Raw genomic sequence first — 19498 nt, 5'->3', positions numbered from 1 at the left:
CGATGACCAGCTTCGAGGACAGCCGCGCGGCGCTGCGCCGTGCGGAAAACGCCCGGGTGGCGGCCGAGGCCGAGGCCCGCGCGGCGACTCAGGCGGGCAAGCGCCTGCGACGCGAGATCGACAGGCTGGCCCGCAGCGCGAGCCCAGCCGGCAGCACGAGCCAGGCCGGCGGCGCGAACCCAGCCGGCAGCGCGAACCCAGCCGGCGGCGCGAACCCAGCCGGCGGCGCGAACCCAGCCGGCGGCGCGAGCGGTACGGCGCGCGTCGAGCAGTTGCGTGAGCGGCTGACCGCCGCCGACACGAAGGCCCGCGAGCAGGCGGCCGCGCTGGCCGCGGCCCGCGACCGGGAGAACGAGCTGCGCTCGGCGTTCGAGCCGCTCTCCGACCCGACCAAGGCCGTGGCCAACCTGCCCGACACCCACCCGTTCCTGCTGTTCCCGACGCGGCTGGAGACGCGCTTCGGCAAGGGGCCCGACGGCCGCGCACAGCTGTGGGTGCGGGTCTTCCCCGACGACGTCCTGGTGGACACCTTCGACCCGCAGGTCGCCGAGGTGGAGCGGGCGAACACCCGGCTCTACTGGATCGCCGTGTGGCGCGCGCGCGGCTCCGACGCGGGGCGCCGGGCGGCCTGGCGCTCGCTGGCCAAGAGCCACGGCGCGGGCCGGGCCCGCTGGCTGCTCGACCAGTACGCGCCGCTCAATCCGCAGGACGAGCCGACCGCGGCCGACGGCGACCAGGTGTTGGTCATCGTGCCGCCGGCGCCGGTGCCCGAGGCGGAAAAGGCGCCGATCGCCGACTATTTCGCCGCCGCCTGGCAGGCCAGCGCCGAGGGGTTGGCGACCGCCCGGGCGGCCCTGGACGCGGCGCTCGGCCCGGCCCGGGCCGCCGAGGTCGTCACCGGCCTCGAACCGGTCAACTTCACCGACCCCGTCGTCGTCCGCGATGCCGGCATGGTCGTCCACGTCGCCCTCCTCGACCTGCCCCCGGACCTGCCCACGACCGGGCAGCCCTGGTCCACGCCGGCCACCGCCTGGCTGCTGCCCGAGCGGTTCGTGCTGGTCGGGTTCACCGGCGCAACCGCCACCCGGACCGTCGTCGGAGCGCCGATACCGGCGCGACTTGCGGTCGGGCCCGATCCGCTGCAGGATCCGGCGGACGGCCTGTCCCTGGACGAGCAGGGCGACCTGACGGTACCGGCCGCGATGACCTGGACCGTGGACTTCGAGCAGGCCGTGAACGCCGGCATGGGTTTCCGGGTGGACCTGACCGACGAGCAGGCCCTCGCGGGCTTCGATCGCCTGATCGTGCTGGGGGTCCGGCTGCGCGACGACGCCCGCGACGGTGCCGTCGACCTCCAGACGCTGATCGCCCACCACCAGAACAGCCGCAAGGGCCTGGCCCTGGTGCCCCAGGGCATGCCCACCAACAACACCGACCAGGACACCTCCGGGTACACGTGGTGGGAGGACCCGGACGCGGCCTACGACGACTTCTTCGTGCGCGCCACCGGTGCCGACCCGGTCGACTGGCGCACCCGCACCGACGGGCGTTGGCTGGCCGGCCTGCTCGGCGTCGACCCCGACCTGCTCAAGCGCTCACCCGGATACTTCGGCACCGACCTGGCCACGGACCGGGCGATGAACCTCGCGCTCTGGCCGGCCACCGTCGGGTACTTCCTGGACCCGATGATGTCCCCACTGGCGTCGGCACCGGCCATTGTGGACACCCGGTCGTTCTTCACCCGCTTCGTGCTGGGCAGCGGGACCGCACCCGCCATCCGGATCGGCCGCCAGCCGTACGGAGTGCTACCCACCACCGCGTGGTCCCGCGCGCGATGGTTCCTCGACCTGCCGGAGCAGCGGGGCACCGGGCCGGGCGGGCTTCCGCCCGGGTATCTGGGCACGGTGTTCGCGCTGGCCGAGGCGGTCGCGCCGACCTGGCGGCGGCTCGCGGGCGGCGTCGCGCGCGTCGGGCGGGCCGGCCAGGACCCGCAGCAGGCCCTGCTCGACGTGGTCGGGCTGCACCCGGCATCGGTGGAGTACTACCAGCGCTACGCCGAGACCGTCGACGAGCTGGTCAACCTGATGAGCTTCGCACCGGGCTCGGTGCGCGCCGACGCCGCCCGGATCGCCGCCGGGTACCTGCGGGACGGGCTGCGCGTGCTGTCCACCCTCGGCGTCGCGGCCGCACCGGACGGCACCCAGCCCGACCTCCTGACCAAGCTGTTCCTGCGGGCGCCGAGCCGGCTTTCCGGCGACATCGTCGACGTGGCACCGCCGTCGCCGACGCTGCCGCTGTCGGTGCACCGCTCCGACGGCCTCAACTACCTGCAGTGGCTCGCGTCGGCGGCGCGCACCTCGCACGACACGCTGCGCCGCCAGGCCGGCTTCGACGCCGACACCCCGCCCTCGGCCCTGCTCTACCTGCTCGCCCGGCACGCGCTCGACCTGAGCTTCGTCGACACCGGACTCGACCTGCTCGCCTCGCACCAGGTGCTCAACCCCGCCCAACTGGCCGCCGCGCGGGCCGAGCCCCGCTTCATCCACGTCGCCGAGGCCGGCTCGGACGTCGAGGACGCCAGCCGCTGGCGGTACCTCTACCAGCCGGCGCAGGTGGTGACCGGCGATCCGGGCCTCACCCTCGGCGAGTACATCCCGCGGGTGCTCGCCGAGGCGCACCCGTACCTCGACGAGCAGTTGGCCGCGATCGACCGCCTCGCGACCGCACCGCAGGCCGCCCTGGAACGGGCGCTGGCCGGGCACCTCGACTGCTGCTCCTACCGGCTGGACGCCTGGCGCGGCGGCCTGGTCGGCGCGCAGCTGGCCCACCTGCGCGGGGACGACGGCCTCCGCGCGAGCGGCTCCCCCGGCATCCTGATCGGCGCGTACGGCTGGCTGGAGGATGTGCGCCCCAAGCCGGCCACCACCACGCCGGTGACGCTGGACGACGAGCTGGCGGTGGTCTTCCAGCGGCCGCAGGACGCGCCGCTGACCCGCGATCCGGCGGGCGGCGGCCACCTGCACGCGCCGTCACTGGATCAGGCCGTGGCCGCCGCGGTCCTGCGCAGCGGGTACCTCGCCAACGCCTCGGCCGGCGATCCCGGCGCGCTGGACATCAACCTCAGTTCGGCGCGGGTGCGCACCGCGCTGGCCGTCATCGACGGCATCCGCAGCGGACAGAGCCTCGGCGCACTGCTCGGGTACCGGCTCGAACGCGCCCTGCACGACCGCGACGACCTGTTCCTGGACCGGCTCATCGCCGGCCTGCGCAGGCTGTTCCCGCTCGCCGGGAACCGGCAGGCGAGCACGGCGACCGACGACCCGACCGTACCGGTGACGGCCATCGAGGCACGCAACGTGGTCGACGGGCTCGCGCTGGTCGAACACCTCGACACCCTCGGCGACGACCCGGCCTACCCGTACGGGCTCGACGGCCTCCCGGACCTCGTCGACCTCGCCGCGACCAGCCCGTTGGACCCCGGGCAGGTCGGCGCGATCGTGGACGCGACGGTCACCGGGCTGCGCGACGTCAACGACGCCGTCGCCGACCTCGCCATGGCCGAGAGCGTGTTCCAGGTCGTGCGCGGCAACCACGACCGGGCCGCGGGGACGCTCGACGCGTTCGCCAAGGGCACGTTCCCGCCGATCCCGGACATCGCGACCACGCCGCGATCGGGGGCCGCGCTGACCCACCGGGTGGGTCTGCACCTGCCCGGTGGGATGGATCCGCTCGACCCGGCGAACACGACGCCACGCACCAAGGGCGAGCCCGCGCTCAACGCCTGGGCCGCGGGCCTGCTCCCGCCCATGTCCGCGCTCATGGCCACCGTCGGGTACCGGGATCCGGTCAGCGGGCTCGACGTGACCCGCGAGTTCTCCATGGCCGACCTCGGGCTGCTCCCGATCGACCTGCTCCAGCTCGCCGGCTCCGGCACCGACGGCACCATGCCCGGCCTGGACGAGCTGCTGCTGCACCACGCGCGGCGCGAGTCGGCGCTGCGCGACGATGTCGCGCCCCGACCGTCCTACCCGCCGACCAGCTCGACCGGCACGCCGCTGTTCGCGGCGATCCCGCTCGTGGCGAGCCTGCGGGGTCTGGTGCTCGGCTCCCGGCCCCTGCGCCCGACCGATCTCGAACTGGCCGCCGACGCGGCCCGGACTCATGACTCCGCCGTCCTCGCCCGCGCCGACAAGGCCGAGGCCGTCGTCGCCGCGCTCACCGGGGCGGTCGCCCCGCTGCGGGCGCTGGCCGCCGAGCTGGACGCGGCGGTGGGCGAGGCCGTCGCCGAGCCGGACGCCACGGCCGCCGCGCTGGCCGCCATCGACGGGTGGGTCAGCGCGTACGGCGACGCGGTGGACGCCCTGCGGCACTTCGGCCTGCCCGGGGTGGATCTCGGGCTCGCGGCCGACCGGGTACGGCCGCAGATGGCGGCCCTGCTGGCGGCGGTGAACGGGCTGACCGAACGGTGGGCGGGCAAGCGGGCCGCCTTCGCCGCGCTGATGGACGACTACGCCCACCTTCCCACCACCGCCAGCGACGGCGACCGGTACGCGCTGCTCGTGCGGGCCGGGCGGGCCGTGGCGACTCGCGTCATCGCGCCGCTGCCGCCGCTCGCCGACCTGGTGGCCGCCGTCGGTGACCTCGACGACCAGTTGCGGCAGGCGGTGACGGACCTCGGCGACCTGGTCGCGACCAGGCCGCGCCTGGGCGCGCTGTTCGACGGGGTGGCCGCGTTCGGACCGCGGGTGCCGGCGTTCGACGCGGCGCCGTGGGACCTCACCGGGTACCCGCCGGCCATCCTCGCCGTGGCGCGCGACCTGCTCCGCGCGTCGTCGGCGGCGGTGGCCGACATCGACACCCGGCTGGCAGGCGCCGGGCAGCTGCTCGACGCGGTACCGGGCAGCGCACCGGCGCGCGCGCCGCAGCTGGTGCTCGACGCCGTCCGGGCCCTGCTCGGTGACGCGTTCGTCGTGCTGCCGGAGTTCACCCTGACCAGCGACCGGCTCGCCGAGTGGCACAACGCGTGGACCGACCGCGAGGCGATCCTGGCGCACCTGACGACCGGGCCGGACGCCTCGCCGTTTCCGGTGGACGACTGGCTGCACGGGCTGGCGCGGGTACGCGACAAGCTCCGGCACGCCGAACGCGCGATGCTGCTGGGCGAGGCGCACAGCGTCCCGGCGGACCTGGAGTTGACGCCGCTGCAGTTCCCGTACCGGCCGCAGGACGCGTGGCTGGGCGCCCGGTTCCCGGCCACGGCGCCCGACGGCACACCGTTCACAGTGGACGGTGATCACCTGTTGTACACGGCGCACGTGGGGCCGGGCGCCCAGTTCGACCCGGCCGACCCCGCCCGCGCCTACTGCGGCGTGCTCATCGACGAATGGGTGGAGGTGGTTCCCGGTACGACCGAGACCACCGGGCTCGCCTTCCACTACGACCGCCCCGACGCCCAGGCCCCGCAGGCGCTGCTGCTGGCCACCCCGCCCCGGTTCACCGGCGCGTGGTCGTGGGCGGACCTCGTCGACACGCTCACCGAGACGCTGGACGCGGCCGCCCTGCGGACCGTCGAGCCGGGTCAACTCGACGGCACCGAGCTGGCCCGGTTCCTGCCGGCCGTGCTGTCCAGCGTCACGGTCCTGCCCATCACCGCGGCGCTGAACTTCGCCTACAACAACCGGGTCCAGGACGTGCTGGCGAGGGAGGACTCGTGAACCGCTACGACGTGGTGGACGACATCTCGGCCGTGCTCGACCGGCGGGTGGTCGTGCCGACCATCGTGCGGTGCAACCGGCTGGAACCACGGCCTCGGGCCGCCGACTTCGCCCTCGCGCTGCGGGCCGAGATCCGCGACGCGCTCTGGATGCTCGCGCGGCAGTGGCAGGTCGGCGAGTTCCGGGGAGACGACACCGGATCACCGGTCACGGCGAAGCTCAGTTACGTCAGCGACCCGATCGTCTCGGTGCGCGGGGCCGGCGGCGCCGAGGTCGCGCTGGACGGCAGCGTGCCGCTGGAGGCGCTGGTCGAGCGGCGTCCAGTGCCGGTGACCATCGGCGAGCACCTCGTGTCGCTGGACATCCGGCTGCTGGCCGGGCGCCAGTGGGTCAAGCGGCTGCGGGCCGCGGGGTTGCCGACGCTCGCGGACGCGTTCCGGACCGCGTACGGCATCGACCCGCCGGACCCGGACGACCCGGCCGACTATGTGGTCACGGCTCATGCCACGGCGTGGCAGACGTTCGCCGCGGTGGCCGGGCGCGCCGTCGACGGGCTGAAGCTGTACCTGTACCTGGCGGCGGATCCGACCCACCGGGCCTCGGACGGTCTGGGGCTGACCGGCCCGGAACAGGACGGCGTCGACGCGCTCGGGCCGGACTTCGTCACCTGGTTCGCCCGGCTCTACCTGCCCCCCGCCACCCCGGCCGAGGACTGCTGGGTGCCGGATCACCTTGAGTACGCGGCCGCCCTGACCGTCGACGCCCCCGGAGGGGCCGCCACCCTGCTCGCCGACGAGTACCACGGCGGCCACCTCGACTGGTACAGCGTCGACGCCGCGGCCGCCGAGAGCGAGCCGCCCGCCGACGCCGACCCGCCCGCCGACGGCGATCCGCCCGCCGATCCGCCCGTGGTCTCGGGGCCCCGCACGGTGCGCAGCTTCCTGCCCACCGGCGCCCGGTTCGACGGCATGCCCGACCCGCGGTGGTGGACCTTCGAGGAGGCCCGCACCAACTTCGGCGACGTCCAGCCGGAGACCACCGACCTGGCCAAGCTCCTGCTCATCGAGTTCGGCCTGGTGTCCGGCACCGACTGGTTCCTGGCGCCGGTGCAGGCCCCGGTCGGCACGGTGATTCGCGTCGACGGCCTCGCGGTCACCGACGTCTTCGGCCAGCGGACCTGGATCCAGCCCGCCGCAGACGGGGACGAGCCATGGAGTGGCTGGTCGATGTTCACGACCACCGACCGCCGCGGCGGCACCGCGCCCGGCCTGGTGCTGATCGCCACCACGCCGACCGTCATGGCCGGCGCTCCGGCGGAGAGCGCGCAGTTCGTCCGGGACGAGGTGGCGAACCTGGTCTGGGCGGTCGAGACCGCGGTGCGGCTGCCCGACGGGTCGTCCCGTCGCGGGCGGGAGGCCGCCACCGAGCTGCACCGCCGCTACCAGGACGCCCTGGACGGCGCCTCGACCGGCGATCCCGCGTCGCCGCCGAATGACGCGGCCGTGCACTACCGGTTGATGACGGCGGTGGGTGAGAACTGGATCCCCTTCGTCCCGGTGCACGTGCCCGGCGACGTACGGGAGATCCAGTTGCGTCGCGCCTCCATGCCACGGCTGCTGTCCGGCGCGACGGGCATCCCCGAACGCGTCCGGCCGCGGACCGCCATCGTCCGCCCGGGGCCCGACGCCGCCGTCCCGCCGCCCTATGTGGTCCACGAGGAGGAGATCAGCCGCGCGGGCGAACTGATCACCTGCGGGTGGCAGCGGGTGCGCTGGAGCGACGGGCGGATCTGCACGTGGCTCGGGATCGACCGTCGCCCGGGGCGTGGCGAGGCGTCCGCCGGCCTCGCCTTCGACCGCGCGTCCGCCACGTAGCGCCGTCCGCCACGTAGCGCCGGGTTGCACCCCCACCGTCCGGTACCGGCGAGTCCGCGCCGGATGGGCCTGACCCGCACCCGGGCGGCAGGTTTGAGTTTGGACCGCTGCGGTATCGGACCTCATATGAATGGCCGACCGAACATCGTCCTGGTCCATGGCGCGTGGGCCGACGGGTCCTGCTGGAGCGGCGTCATCGAGCGCCTGCAGAACGACGGATACCGGGTGACGGCGCCGCAGTTCCCGGAAACCTCGGCGGCCGACGACGTCGCTCGGCTGCGCCAGGTGCTGAACCTGCAGGACAGCCCGACGATCGTGGCCGGACACTCCTACGGCGGGCACATCATGACCGGCCTCGGCACCGACGCGCCCAACGTGGCCGGCCTGGTGTACGTCGCGGCCTACGCGCTGGACCAGGGGGAAACGCTCGACGGCCTGCTGTCGCAGGGCCCGAAGCCGCCGGGGCTGGCCAACCTGTTCACCGACCAGCGGGGCTTCGTCTGGCAGCCGCAGGACGAGTTCGTGCGGCACTTCGCCTCGGGCATCGACTCGGCCCGGGGCAAGGTGCTGCACGCCGCCCAGCAGCCGTTCGCCAGCGCCATCTTCTCCGAGGCGATGGGCGCCCCGGCCTGGAGATCGCTACCCTCCTGGTACCTGGTCGCCACCCAGGACGAGGCCCTGCCACCGGACGCGCAGCGCAGGTTCGCCACCCGGATGGGCGCGACCGTCGCCGAGGTCCCCGCCGGCCACCTCGCGATCGTCTCCCACCCCGACGAGACGGCGAGGCTGATCAGGACGGCGGCCGAATCCCGGGTCGCGGCGCCGGCGAGTCGACAGACCCGCAGCTGAGACCCGCGGCTGAGACCCGCGGCTGGGACCGGCGGGTACGGCGCGTTCGCCGAGCATTGCGGCAGACGGTCGTGGCCGGTCCTCGTCGTCGGTACGGGATCGGCCACGACCGGTCGTGCGGCCGCCGCTACGGGCGCAGCAGCTTGAGGTTCACCGCGTCGGCCATGGCCTTGTAGCCCACGTCATTGGGGTGCAGGTGATCCCCCGAGTCGTACGCCGGCAGGATCTGCTGCGGGTTGGCCGGGTCCCGGATCACCTTGTCGAAGTCGACCACGCCGTCGAACTCACCCGAGGTGCGGATCCACTGGTTGACCTCCAGGCGCACCGCCTCGCGCTGCGGGGTCCACTCCGTCCAGCCGGCCCACGGCGTGATGGTGGAGGCGACGACCCGGATGCGCTGGTCGTGTGCCCGCTGGATGATCTGGTGGTACGCCTGGATGAACTGGTTCGGGTCGTACTGCGTCGGGTCGTTCTGCAGGTCGTTGATGCCCTCGAAGACGAAGACCGTGCGCACGGCGGTCTGGGTGAGCACGTCGCGCTCCAGCCGGGCGAGCGCGTTCACGCCCTGCCCCGCGCCGGTGTAGTCGAGCAGCAGCCGGTTGCCCGCGATGCCGGAGTTGACCACGCCGAACTGGCGCGAGCGCGGCTGCTGGAGCATCCGGTCGGCGAGGTAGTCGGGCCACCGGTGGTCGGCATCGACGGTCGAGTGCGTGCCGTCGGTGATGGAGTCGCCGAGGAACGCCACCGAACCGTCCACCTTGGACTCGACGTCGAGCCCGTCGAGGAAGTAGAAGTTCGTGATCCGCGACGGGTAGGACGCGACCGTCGGCTGGCCGGTCTGGTCACCGGTCGCCAGGTATCCGGTGGTCCAGGCGTCACGGTGGTACGTGGCGGGTCCGGTCGGCCCGGGCAGGTAGAGGCTGGCCATCAGGTTGCCGTCGCCGGGCACCGAGATTTTCACGGGGTCCGAGGCGTACTCGGCGCCGGGCGGGATGGTGACGCTCGTGGCGCCCTCGAAGGTGACCGGTACCAGGCTCGCCGGGTCGATGTCGCCGGCCGTGGCGCCGGGCCGGGCCAGGGTGGCCGACCGCACGACGAGCGGCGTCTTGCCGTACACGTTGGTCAGCCGCAGCCGGACCACGTCACCGCCGATGGACACGTGGATCCGCTGGCGCAGGGTCGTGTCGGTGAACCCGGCCAGTTGCTGACCGCTGAACGGCACCTCCGCCGCTGTCCCCCACGTCGCCACCCAGCCGGTACTGGTGGCCGGCGCCTTCTTGGCCACCGCGTCGGCCTGGGCGATGCCCGCGCCGAGCAGTCCGGTGACTAGCGTCGCGGCGGCGACGGTCGCGGCGGTCCAGCGCATACGGCGTCTGCGGGTAGCTCTGATCAAGGTGACACGCTCCTCGGTGGACGGTTGACCGTGGCCGCAGGCCGATGGTCAACGTGGGATGTCTGCCGCGAAGGCTATGGGCATCTGAACCACAAAAACCATAAATGGCGCGGTGAGCGGTCGATTTTCTGCGCCGAACGGTCGCCTCATCGGCATGACATCCCATGTCCAGCCGTCACGGCGGGCTCGCGGCCCGGGCCTCGCCCCCGTCGACCGCCTCGGGGCGTGTCCGATTCGTTCAAGCCACCGGCGGGTTGGCGGGGGTAGAACCAGAGCCATGGAACTGAACCTTGAATCGGCGGCGTCGTTCATGGCGGGTCACGCGCGGATCCTCGACCGGCACCGGTTCGCGGCACTGGCGGCGGACCGGGGCGACAGCGCCGAGATCCTGTCCGCCCTCGACGCCTACCGCAATCCGGATGGGGGCTATGGCTGGGGCCTCGAGCCCGATCTCCGGTCTGCGGGCAGCCAGCCCGGCGCCGCGCTGCACGCGTTCGAGGCCTGGGCCGAGGTGCCGGCCGTGCCCAGCCCGCACAGCCTCGAGCTGTGCGACTGGCTGGCGTCGATAACCCTGCCCGACGGCGGGCTGCCGTTCGCGCTGCCCATCGCCGATCCGGCCGGTTGTTCGCCCTGGTGGGTCGCTGCCGACCCGTCCGTCTCGTCGTTCCAGATCACGGCCGCGGTCCTCGCCAACGCCCACAAGGTCGCCAAGAATGATCCGGCGGTCGCCGGGCACGCCTGGCTCCGGCGCGCGACCGCGTACTGTCTCGACGCGGCGGCGTCGATGACCGGCACGCCATCCGCGTACGAGCTGTGCTTCGGGCTCAAGGCGGTGGACGCGATCGTCGACACCCGCCCCGACGCCCTGCCGGCACTCCAGCGGTTGGCGCGCCACCTGCCGGCCAGCGCGACGATGCGCGTCGAGGGCGGCACCGCCGAGGAGGCGCTGCACCCCCTGGACTTCTCCCCCGAGCCGCACCGCCCAATCCGCGACCTGATCGCCCCGGACGTCATCGAGGCCGACCTCAACCGGCTGGCCGGCCTGCAGCAGCCCGACGGCGGCTGGCCGGTGGACTTCGCCTCAGCGTCGCCGGCCGCCGCCCTCGAATGGCGTGGGCACATGACCGTGGGGGCGGTCGCGCTGCTGCGGGCCAATGGACCGTGCTGAACCGTCCCTGCCGGTCGTGGGGCCGGCTCAGTCCCTGAACGGATTGCTCGTGTAGTCGATCGCGACCTGGCGCGGGTCCGCGTCTTGGAACACGTTGTAGTGGACCACGCAGGCCAGCACGAGCAGCCGGCTGATCCGGGGGTCGTGAATCTCGACGCCGTACCGGGCCCTGACCCCGGAGAACCGGGTGAGGTCGAAGCCGTTCAGACCCGGGGCCCCGAAGCGCAGGTGTACCGAGAGCACGCCATCGACGAATCCCTGGAGCGGCAGGCGTCCCCGGAGCTTGCCACCCAACCCCACCTGCTCTCCCCGCAGCTCGGGCAGGCCGGCCTGAGCGAAGCTCCACCTCTCCCCGCTCCACGTGGAGCCTCCGCGATGTTCGACCCGACCCACCTCGACTCGGTCGACACCCCTGGCCCGAAACGCACTGACCCAGCCCACGTGCTGGTCCAGCCCGGGTCCGGTGAACGCGGCGAGCGGTCGAAGGCTGTCGTAGGCGCTGTCCTTGCGCAGCTGGGCGACCGGCGCGGACTGATCACCCACGAGCACCTGGTACACGGTGCGCGAGCGGCCGTACTCCGGAACGACGGTGAACGCGGTCAGGGAGTCGATCATGCTGGTCCTTCTCGTTCTTCGTCGCGCCGGCCGGGCGTGCGGCGTCCGGCGCGCCCGAAAGGCGCCCCGAATGGCCGTTGATCATCGCATGATCGCATGCCGCGACAACCGGTCGGGGCCACCGCCCGGCGGCGGTGGCCCCGACCGGCAGGGCCGGGTGGTGCTATGCGGCGACCGGGTACGCCTGGAGTTCGTAGATCGAGTAGCCGTACCCGGTGGCCCGGCTCACGCCCTGCATCCGCAGGTACTTCACGCCGGACTGGTCGAGCCAGAGCGTCTCGGTGCCGCCCGAGCTACCCGTCACCGTCGCCGCAGTGGTCCAGGTCGTACCGTCCGTCGAGGTCTGCAGGTCGTAGGCGGCGGCGTGGGCCGTCTCCCAGGACAGCACCACCTTGCCCAGGTGCTCGGGGGCGGCGAACTGGACCTGCAGCCACTCACCGTCGGTGTAGCCCGACGACCACCGGGTGCCGGCGTCGCCGTCGATCGCGTGGTCGGGGGTGAACTGGGCCAGCCCCTGCTCGACGCTCGACGCCGTGGCCACCGCCCCCTGGGCGGCCAGCGCCACGTTGGTCGAGCTGACCAGCGGGTGCACCACGAGGGTGACCCGCTCGGTGACCGCCGCGCCGTGCGCCGGGGTGAACCGCACCGGCACGGTGTAGGTGCCCGGCCGCGACCCGGTCAGGGTGACCGAGGCCGACTGCTGGGACCCGCGCAGCACCGTCACGGCGCGCGACGCGGGCGACGCGGTCACCCCGGACGGCGCGTCCACGCGCAGGGTGCCGGAGATCCGCTCCGGGCCCGACGAGGTGAGCGTCACCGTGACCTTCGTGTGGTCACCCACCGACGCGTCGGCCGAGGACGGCTCGACCGACACGGCCGGCCCGTCCGCGTACCGGGGCACGACCTCCGCGATCGACGGCGCCGCGGACCCGGGCTTCCAGGCCAGCCGGATCGCGTCGGCGGTGGCGCCGCGACCGGCGAGTTCGGTGTACCCCCCGGCTGCCAGGGTGCCCAGCGACCGCCACGCGCCGCCGACCCGGGCCTGCACCTGCCCCGCGCCGGTGCCGACAACCTCGACGAGGTCCAGGGGGCGCGGCTGCGGCAGGGTGACGACGAGCGCGTCGCCGGGCTGGGGCGAGGAGCCGGCGGTGTACGCGGTGTCGACGTTCCCGTCGGCCGCCGCGGCCAGGCCGGTACCGGCCGGGGTACCGCTGACCGTGAACGCGTCGCCGGCCGGCTCGGTCACCGTGAACTCCCGCACCACCACCCAGGTGCTCTGGTTGCCGGTGTCGCGCAGCCGCACGTACCGGGCCTGCGCGCCGGCGGGCAGGGTGGCCTCGACGTCCGGTGAGTTCACGTAGGTGCCGGCGGCGGTCCAGGTCGAGCCGTCGGCGGAATACTCCAGCACGCCGCCGACGACGTAGTCGGTGGGGCTGCTCGGCTTGCTCATGTGGATGGAGACCGCGGAGATCGGCCGCACGCTGCCGAGGTCGACGCCGACGTAGTCGCCGGCCACCGGCGGCCGGCTGCTCCAGAAGAACGTGTTGTCGTCCCCGTCGACCATGTTGGCCGGCGTGTTGGTCTGGTACGTCGGCATGGAGGTCGTCGCCGTCACGTGCCGGCCGGCCAGACCCAGCCAGCGGTCGAACTCGGCGAGCGCGTCGGTGACGAAGGTGTCGATGACGCCGTCGCCGACCGTCACGTTCACCGTGCCGTTGAGCCCGACGTAGGTGTAGGACCTCGCCCGCGCCGTGTACGACTGCGCCTGGGACCGGTCGGCGAGCGCGTCGGCGCCCCGGCCGGCCCGCTCGTCGACGAGCATCCGCAGCGCGGCACCGGCCGCCTGTCCCCAGGCACCGGCCGAGTCGAGCCAGGGCGTGGTCTCGGTGACGAACTCGGGGTCGGGCAGGTGCGCCGCGAGTGTGGCGGGGAGGTTCGCGATGAGCTTCAGGTAGGCGCCGAGGCCGTCCGCGGCCGAGGTCTGGCCACTGCTCCACTTCGGCCAGAACGCGGCGATCCTGGCCGCGAGCGCCGGCGCCTGTACCGTGTCGATGTTCGAGTAGTACTCGAGGTCGGCGAAGGCGTCGAGGGCCTGACGCGCCTTAGGGTCGTTGCCGGCCAACTCGTCGAGGCTGGCCTGCCAGGACTTCTGGGCGTCGTACCCGGTGTCGTTCCAGCTGTAGTCGGCGACGTTGAACAACGCGATCTTGGACGCCTCCGGTTGGATCATCGGGTTGGCCGTGATCCCGTTCAGCGACAGCCCCGGATCGCGGCCGACGTACGGGCCCAGCAGGAGCCGATCGGTGACGTAGTCGTTGACCGGGTAGTTGTCCCAGAGCAGGATGTCGTGGCCGAAGACGCTCTTGGCCGCCGCGGACTGCGCGTCGGTGATGGCGGTGGCGATGACCCCGACACCGGTCCAGCCGACCACCACGGCCGGGTCGAGGTCGCTCTTGATGGCCGTCTTGTACGGCGTCGACGAGACGTCGGAGTACTCGGTCGGCACCATCTGCAGCCGGGACGCGCCCGGGTGCGTCGCGATGAAGTCCCGCTGCACCGCGTTGAGCAGATAGGACTGGGCCGCGCCGGCCGCGCCGCCGCCGGTGCCGAACCTGGTCTGGTCGTCCGCGCAGTTCCAGTTGGTGTAGCTGATGTCGTCCAGCGGAACCGAGAACGTGCGCACACCGATGTCCCACAGCGACTGGAACTTCGCGACCAGGGCCTGCTCGTCGGCAGTGGAGCTGTAGCAGACCGACAGGCCGGGCGAGAGCGCGTAGGTGAATTCGACGTGGTTGGCGTTCGCGCGGTCGACCAGCGCCTTGAGCTGGGCGAGCTGGTCCGGCGGGTACGGGTCGCGCCACTGCGCCCGCAGGTACGGGTCGTCCTTCGGCGAGTACACGTAGATGTTCATCTTGTGCGCGCCGTAGAAGTCCAGCTGCGCCAGGCGCTGCTCGTTGGACCACGGCGTGCCGTAGAAGCCCTCGATGACCCCGCGCTGCGCCTGCGCCGGCCAGTCGCGCACCACCACCCCGGCGACGCTCGCGTGCTGCCCCTGCCCCTGAATGAGCTGGCGCAGGGTCTGCGCGGCGTAGAAGGTGCCGGTGGCGTCGTGCCCGTCGAGCACGATCGTCGGGCGGCCCTTCGCCTGGCCGCTGGCCAGCACGTAGCCCTCGGCGGCCAGGTCCGCGGCGTCGGGCGCCCGCAGCGCGCTCAGCGCGGCGGCACTCGACGGGTTCTCGTCGGGGCCGCCGACGTAGACGGCCGTCTCGTCGCGCCGCACCGCGGCCGGGTTGCCGACCTTCTCAACGGTGCGCACACCCGCCGCGGTCAGCACCGACTGCGCGGCCGTGACCGCGGCGGGGTCGCTGGCCGGCCCGGTGACCAGGGCGACTGCCTTGCCCAGCGGTACGGATTTCCCGTGCGCCTGGATGGAGCGCGGCACCGGGTACACGGCGGGCAGCGACGCGGGCGCCGCTGTGGCGGGCACCGCGACGGCGGGTAGGACACCGGACGTGGTGGCCAGTCCGAGGCCGAGCGCGGCGGTAGCGATGGATGAGATCAGTGCACGACGTCCCATGGATACTCCATCAGGTCGTTGAGCGCGTGTGGTGGATGTCTGGAGTTGTCGTCAGCTCAGCGTGCGCTCGAAGGTGATCGCCCGGGGCTCGGTCTGGTGCAGATCGAAGACGAGGATCTCGTTGCGTCCCCGCTTCAGCCAGGAGGCCGGGCAGTACAGCCGCCGCTGCGGACCCAGTTCCCAGTACCTGCCGAGGTTGTGGCCGTTGACCCAGACGACTCCCTTGGTCCAGTTGGACAGGTCGAGGTAGGTGTCGCCGACCTCGTGCAGCACCGGGGTCGACCGGAAGAACATGCCGGGCCGGGCCGGATCGCTCACCCGGGGCTTGAGGTGCTTGACGAAGTCGTCGTCCATCGGCAGTCCGAACACCTGCCAGCCGGTGAGCGTGCCGGTCAGGGCGTCGGCGTCGAGCAGCGACACTGTCTGCAGGATGCCCTTGCGGTCGACGATGGCGTGGCCGTAATTCGTCCGGCCCATCCCCTCGACGAGGATGTCCAGCCGCGGGTTGTCGCCCACCGTCGCGGCCGGCCCCAGCGCCAGCGGGGCGTTGTTGTTGGTGAGGTTGAGCGCGGACGCGATCGCGTCCGGTACCAGCTGCCGCGACAGGCCGCCCTGGTAGCGCCCGTTGAGGAACACGGTCGCGTAGTCGTGCACCCAGGCGATGTCCAGGGTGCCGGCCGTGTAGCCGGGCAGCGTCCTGCGGTACAGGATGAAGCCCGAGTGCTGGCCGTACGTCTCCATCGGTTGCGGCGTCACGGTGTCGGCGGCCGGGAACGGATGAGGGAGGTTGTCCCAGATCGAGGCGTACGGCCGCGGGGTGAGCGCGAGCGCGCCCTGGCGCACGATCGTCGGCACGGGCACCGGAATGTCCGGCAGCGGCCGGTCGAGGTAGCCCGCGATCAGGTCGCGATACTTCAGATAGCGCGGGGTGGCCACGCCCTGTTCGCTGATCGGCGCGTTGTAGTCGTAGCTGGTGATGTCGGCCTGGTAACCACCGGACAGGTCGTTGGCGTTGGCACCGGCGAAGAATCCGAAGCTGGTCCCGCCGTGGAGCATGTAGAGGTTGAACGACAGCCCGGCGTCCATGCAGCCCTGGAGGGCGGCCGACACGTCGTAGCCCGCCCCCTGGAACGTCGGGTCGCCCCAGTGCGTCAACCAGCCCGGGTACACCTCGCCGGCCATCGCCGGCACCTGCGGGAACGCCTTGCGCGCGGCCGCGATCGACCCGGCGTCCCCGCCGGACAGCGCGATCGCGCCGCCAGGCACGTTGGTGTGGTTCTGTTCGACCTGCCCGAGCCCGTCCTCGGTGTAGAACGGGCCGTCCACGCCGCCGTCGATCCACAGCTGGCGCAGCTCCGCCACGTAGGCGGCGTCGTTGCCGAAGGAGCCGTACTCGTTCTCGATCTGGATCATCAGGATCGGGCCGCCGCCGGCCACCAGCAGCGGCTTGATCCGGGGAACCAGCTGCCGGTGATACCGGGCGACCGCCGCCATGTACTTCGGATAGGTCGCCGAATCCACCCGCAGCTGGGCGTCGGGATCGGCCAGCAGGTAGGGCGGGATGCCGCCGAGGTCCCACTCCCCGCACACGTACGGCCCGGGGCGCAGCAGCACCCACATGCCCTCGGCCTGACACAGCCGGACGAACTTCTCGATGTCGCGCCGCTCGCTGTGGAAGTCGAAGACGCCGGGCCGCTGTTCGAGGTAGTTCCACATGACGTACGCGGACACCGTGTTCATGCCCATCGCCTTGGCCATCCGGATCCGGTGGCGCCAGTACTCCACGGGAATGCGGGCCGGGTGCATCTCCCCGCTGCGGATCTGGAACGGCTCACCGTCGAGCAGGAACGCGCTGCCGCCCGCCGCGAAGCCGAAGGTGTGCCGCCCCGGCTTCATTCCGAACCCGCTGGCCGCGTTCGCGTGCGCCGGGCCCGCGGCCGCCGCGTTGGCGGGCGCCGTGTCCGCGGTCGCCGCGTTCGCGGGCACCTGGCCCGCGGCGGCCGCGAACGCGGCCGCCGGGGTCAGGGTGCTCAGTGCGATGAAACGTCGCCTGTCCATCGCCGCTCGCCTACTGCACAGTCATCGCGAAGACGTGGATCGCGACCGAGCTCGGCAGGGTCACCGTCGCCACCGACTTCGTCGCGTCGATCGGGATCGAGTTGTAGAAGACGTCGTAGGCGTTGCCGAAGTTGGCCGGCCCGCTCTGCGTGTTGCGGTGGTCCATCACGATCGCCGGCGAGGCGCCGTAGCTGTTCGTCGCGGCGCAGCACCAGTTCGGGAAGCCGAGCGAGGCGGTCGTGGTGCTGCCGTCGGTGTAGGTCACGGTCACCGGGGAGCTGGTGAAGCCGGCCTCGGCGCCCAGGAACGCCAGCTTCGTACCCTGCCCGGACACCGACACCATCACCGAACCGCCGGCGACGTTGTCCGGGGTGCCGATCGCGCCGGCCGGCCAGGTGAACGTCGCTCCGCCAGCGGTGATCGTCGCGCCCGGGGTCGCGCCCTGCCCGGCGAGCGCCTCGGCCGAGTAGCTGTCGCCGCCGCCGTCGAAGTCGCCCTTGGTCGGGTCGGACTCGCTGCTGATCGCGGTGTTGTTGAACGCCGCGGCCAGGTTCGGGTACGGGACGTTGGTGACCAGGTCGTACTCACCCGACATCGTCGCCGCGCCGCCGCTTGAGCGGTAGTCGACCGTCGCGGTCACCGCCCTGCTCACCTTGCCGGGTGGCGGAGCGGCCGCGGTGACCAGGAAGGTCGCCTGCGCCGAACTTCCGGCATCGATCTTCTTGAGCGTCTGCGTCTGGGGCACGACCGACCAGCCCGCCGGCACCGACAGCCGCACGGCCGCGTGGTTCTGGATGGCGGTGGGGCCGTCGTCGGCCACCGTCACGGTCACCGGCCTCGGCCGGCCGGCGACGAGGTCACCGGCGTCGATCGTCGCGTGGCCCGCCGGCGCCAGCTTCTTCGGCGCCCCCGGGTGTACCCGGTAGATGACGGTGCCGTGCGACGGGACGCTCGCCGCGATGGTCCCGGTCGAGGAGGTCTCCTGCTTGCTCACCAGGTCGGTCAGCTGGAAGGGTCCGCCCTGGCTCAGGCCCACCGTCGCGCCGGTCGTGCTGATGGTCTGCGCGTGGTCGGCCTTGTTGAACAGCACCACCGAGACATCGCCGCCCGACAGCGGCTTGGCCAGCACGTCGTAGTCCGCGCCGCTGTGCACGATCGTGCCCTGCGCACCGAGCTTGTCCTGGTCCACCGCGATGATGTCCTGGTTGCCGACGATGGCCAGTTCGGCGGGGCTGAGCTGGGTCAGGTCGGTGGACAGCAGCAGCGGCGAGGCCATCTCGGACCAGAGGGTGAACTGGCTCTGCTCCTCGGTGATGGTCAGGCCGCCGTTGCCGGTCTCCAGCATGTCCGCGTCGTTCCAGTGGCCGGGGCCGGCCCACTGGGCCAGGCCCGGCGTGTTGTCCTCGCTGTAGTTGCGGATGACGCTGTCCCAGTTGTCGGCGATGTCGGAGCCGTAGCGCCACAGGTTGCCGTGCTGGTACAGCCAGGTCAGCTCGTTGGTGAAGTTCGACCCGCTACAGCAGACGTACGCCGGGGCCGACTCGGAGAAGATCATGGGTCGCCCGGTGTTGAGCAACGCCTGGCTGGCCTGGGTGTAGACGATCTGCGCGACCTGAGCCTGGGTCATGCCCGGGTACTGGTCCAGCGGCTGGTTGCAGTAGTCCAGCTTGAGGTAGTCGACGCCCCAGGACGCGTAGAGGTCGGCGTCCTGCTGGAAGTGGCCGTAGCTGCCGGCGGCGCCCTGGCAGGTCTCGTAGCCGGCGTCCTCGTAGACGCCGAACTTCAGGCCCTTGCTGTGGATGTAGTCGCCGAGCCACTTCATGCCATGCGGGAAGCGCGAGGCGTCCACCTGCAGGTTGCCGTTGGCGTCGCGGTCGTGCTGCATCCAGCAGTCGTCGATGTTGACGTAGTCGTAGCCGAGCTTGTCCAGGCCGAGGTTGACTATCGCGTCGGCGGTCTTGGTGAACAGCGTCTCGTTCATGTCGCTGTTGCACTCGAATCCCGCCCAGTCGTTGAAGCCCATCGGCGGGGTGAGCGCGAGCCCGTTGTAGGACGGCGCGGTGTTCACTGGCGTTGCCGCCGGTGCGGCCTGGGCCGCGGGTGCGATCCCCGCGAGGCCGGCACCGGCGGTGAGGATCGCGACCCCGACAACGAGGAACGCTGTGCGGACGGATCTGAATGGACGCATGTCGCCTCCGTCACGGCTGATGTGGTTGGACCGATCGTAAGGTGATCAATAGATGAATACAA

General features: G+C 72.4%; 9 protein-coding genes. 4 read left to right on the top strand and 5 right to left on the bottom strand.

Annotation, left to right across the window (positions count from 1 at the left end; genetic code table 11):
• The first annotated feature begins 2 nt into the window (after nucleotides 1-2).
• The 3 genes from ABEA87_RS32595 to ABEA87_RS32585 all read left to right on the top strand — a co-directional run bounded on the left by ABEA87_RS32595 (nucleotide 3) and on the right by ABEA87_RS32585 (nucleotide 8437).
• Entirely contained in the window at nucleotides 3-5714 is a 5712-nt protein-coding gene (locus tag ABEA87_RS32595) for a hypothetical protein (RefSeq protein WP_345636186.1), read from the top strand.
• On the top strand, nucleotides 5711-7588 hold the full coding sequence (locus ABEA87_RS32590) for a hypothetical protein (RefSeq protein ID WP_345636184.1): 1878 nt from the start codon (nucleotides 5711-5713) through the stop codon (nucleotides 7586-7588). The genes ABEA87_RS32595 and ABEA87_RS32590 overlap by 4 nt, the downstream gene beginning before the upstream one ends.
• Before the next feature lie 126 nt (nucleotides 7589-7714).
• Nucleotides 7715-8437 (top strand): alpha/beta fold hydrolase, encoded by a 723-nt coding sequence (locus tag ABEA87_RS32585; protein ID WP_345636182.1) that lies wholly within the window; start codon nucleotides 7715-7717, stop codon nucleotides 8435-8437.
• A 127-nt stretch (nucleotides 8438-8564) separates the two neighbouring features.
• Here ABEA87_RS32585 and ABEA87_RS32580 read toward each other — a convergent pair whose 3' ends face one another.
• Nucleotides 8565-9803 carry an SGNH/GDSL hydrolase family protein gene (locus ABEA87_RS32580; protein ID WP_345636180.1) on the bottom strand — a complete coding sequence of 413 codons (1239 nt, stop codon included), beginning with the start codon at nucleotides 9801-9803 and terminating at the stop codon, nucleotides 8565-8567.
• A gap of 304 nt (nucleotides 9804-10107) precedes the next feature.
• Between ABEA87_RS32580 and ABEA87_RS32575 the strand changes: the two genes are divergently transcribed.
• Nucleotides 10108-10998, top strand: coding sequence for a prenyltransferase/squalene oxidase repeat-containing protein (locus tag ABEA87_RS32575; protein WP_345636178.1), 891 nt, complete (start codon nucleotides 10108-10110; stop codon nucleotides 10996-10998).
• Nucleotides 10999-11025: 27 nt separating this feature from the next.
• Here ABEA87_RS32575 and ABEA87_RS32570 read toward each other — a convergent pair whose 3' ends face one another.
• The 4 genes from ABEA87_RS32570 to ABEA87_RS32555 all read right to left on the bottom strand — a co-directional run bounded on the left by ABEA87_RS32570 (nucleotide 11026) and on the right by ABEA87_RS32555 (nucleotide 19436).
• Nucleotides 11026-11613, bottom strand: coding sequence for a hypothetical protein (locus tag ABEA87_RS32570; protein ID WP_345636176.1), 588 nt, complete (start codon nucleotides 11611-11613; stop codon nucleotides 11026-11028).
• A gap of 163 nt (nucleotides 11614-11776) precedes the next feature.
• Complete coding sequence (locus tag ABEA87_RS32565; RefSeq protein ID WP_345636174.1) at nucleotides 11777-15190, bottom strand: beta-N-acetylglucosaminidase domain-containing protein; 3414 nt, start codon at nucleotides 15188-15190, stop codon at nucleotides 11777-11779.
• 51 nt (nucleotides 15191-15241) lie between these two features.
• Nucleotides 15242-17248, bottom strand: coding sequence for a beta-galactosidase (locus tag ABEA87_RS32560; RefSeq protein ID WP_345636172.1), 2007 nt, complete (start codon nucleotides 17246-17248; stop codon nucleotides 15242-15244).
• A gap of 10 nt (nucleotides 17249-17258) precedes the next feature.
• Nucleotides 17259-19436 carry an NEW3 domain-containing protein gene (locus ABEA87_RS32555; RefSeq protein WP_345636170.1) on the bottom strand — a complete coding sequence of 726 codons (2178 nt, stop codon included), beginning with the start codon at nucleotides 19434-19436 and terminating at the stop codon, nucleotides 17259-17261.
• Nucleotides 19437-19498 lie beyond the last annotated feature (62 nt).

Origin of the sequence: Rugosimonospora acidiphila, assembly GCF_039543385.1 — a bacterium.
Lineage (GTDB): Bacteria > Actinomycetota > Actinomycetes > Mycobacteriales > Micromonosporaceae > Rugosimonospora > Rugosimonospora acidiphila.
Note: the sequence above shows the minus strand (reverse complement) of the source record. Positions and strands in the feature narration are given on the sequence as shown.

Coding starts and splice junctions, on each gene's coding strand:
- ABEA87_RS32585 (WP_345636182.1), top strand. CDS start 7,715: ATGAATGGCCGACCGAACATCGTCCTGGTCCATGGCGCGTGGGCCGAC.
- ABEA87_RS32565 (WP_345636174.1), bottom strand. CDS start 15,190: ATGGGACGTCGTGCACTGATCTCATCCATCGCTACCGCCGCGCTCGGC.
- ABEA87_RS32595 (WP_345636186.1), top strand. CDS start 3: ATGACCAGCTTCGAGGACAGCCGCGCGGCGCTGCGCCGTGCGGAAAAC.
- ABEA87_RS32555 (WP_345636170.1), bottom strand. CDS start 19,436: ATGCGTCCATTCAGATCCGTCCGCACAGCGTTCCTCGTTGTCGGGGTC.
- ABEA87_RS32575 (WP_345636178.1), top strand. CDS start 10,108: ATGGAACTGAACCTTGAATCGGCGGCGTCGTTCATGGCGGGTCACGCG.
- ABEA87_RS32560 (WP_345636172.1), bottom strand. CDS start 17,248: ATGGACAGGCGACGTTTCATCGCACTGAGCACCCTGACCCCGGCGGCC.
- ABEA87_RS32570 (WP_345636176.1), bottom strand. CDS start 11,613: ATGATCGACTCCCTGACCGCGTTCACCGTCGTTCCGGAGTACGGCCGC.
- ABEA87_RS32580 (WP_345636180.1), bottom strand. CDS start 9,803: ATGCGCTGGACCGCCGCGACCGTCGCCGCCGCGACGCTAGTCACCGGA.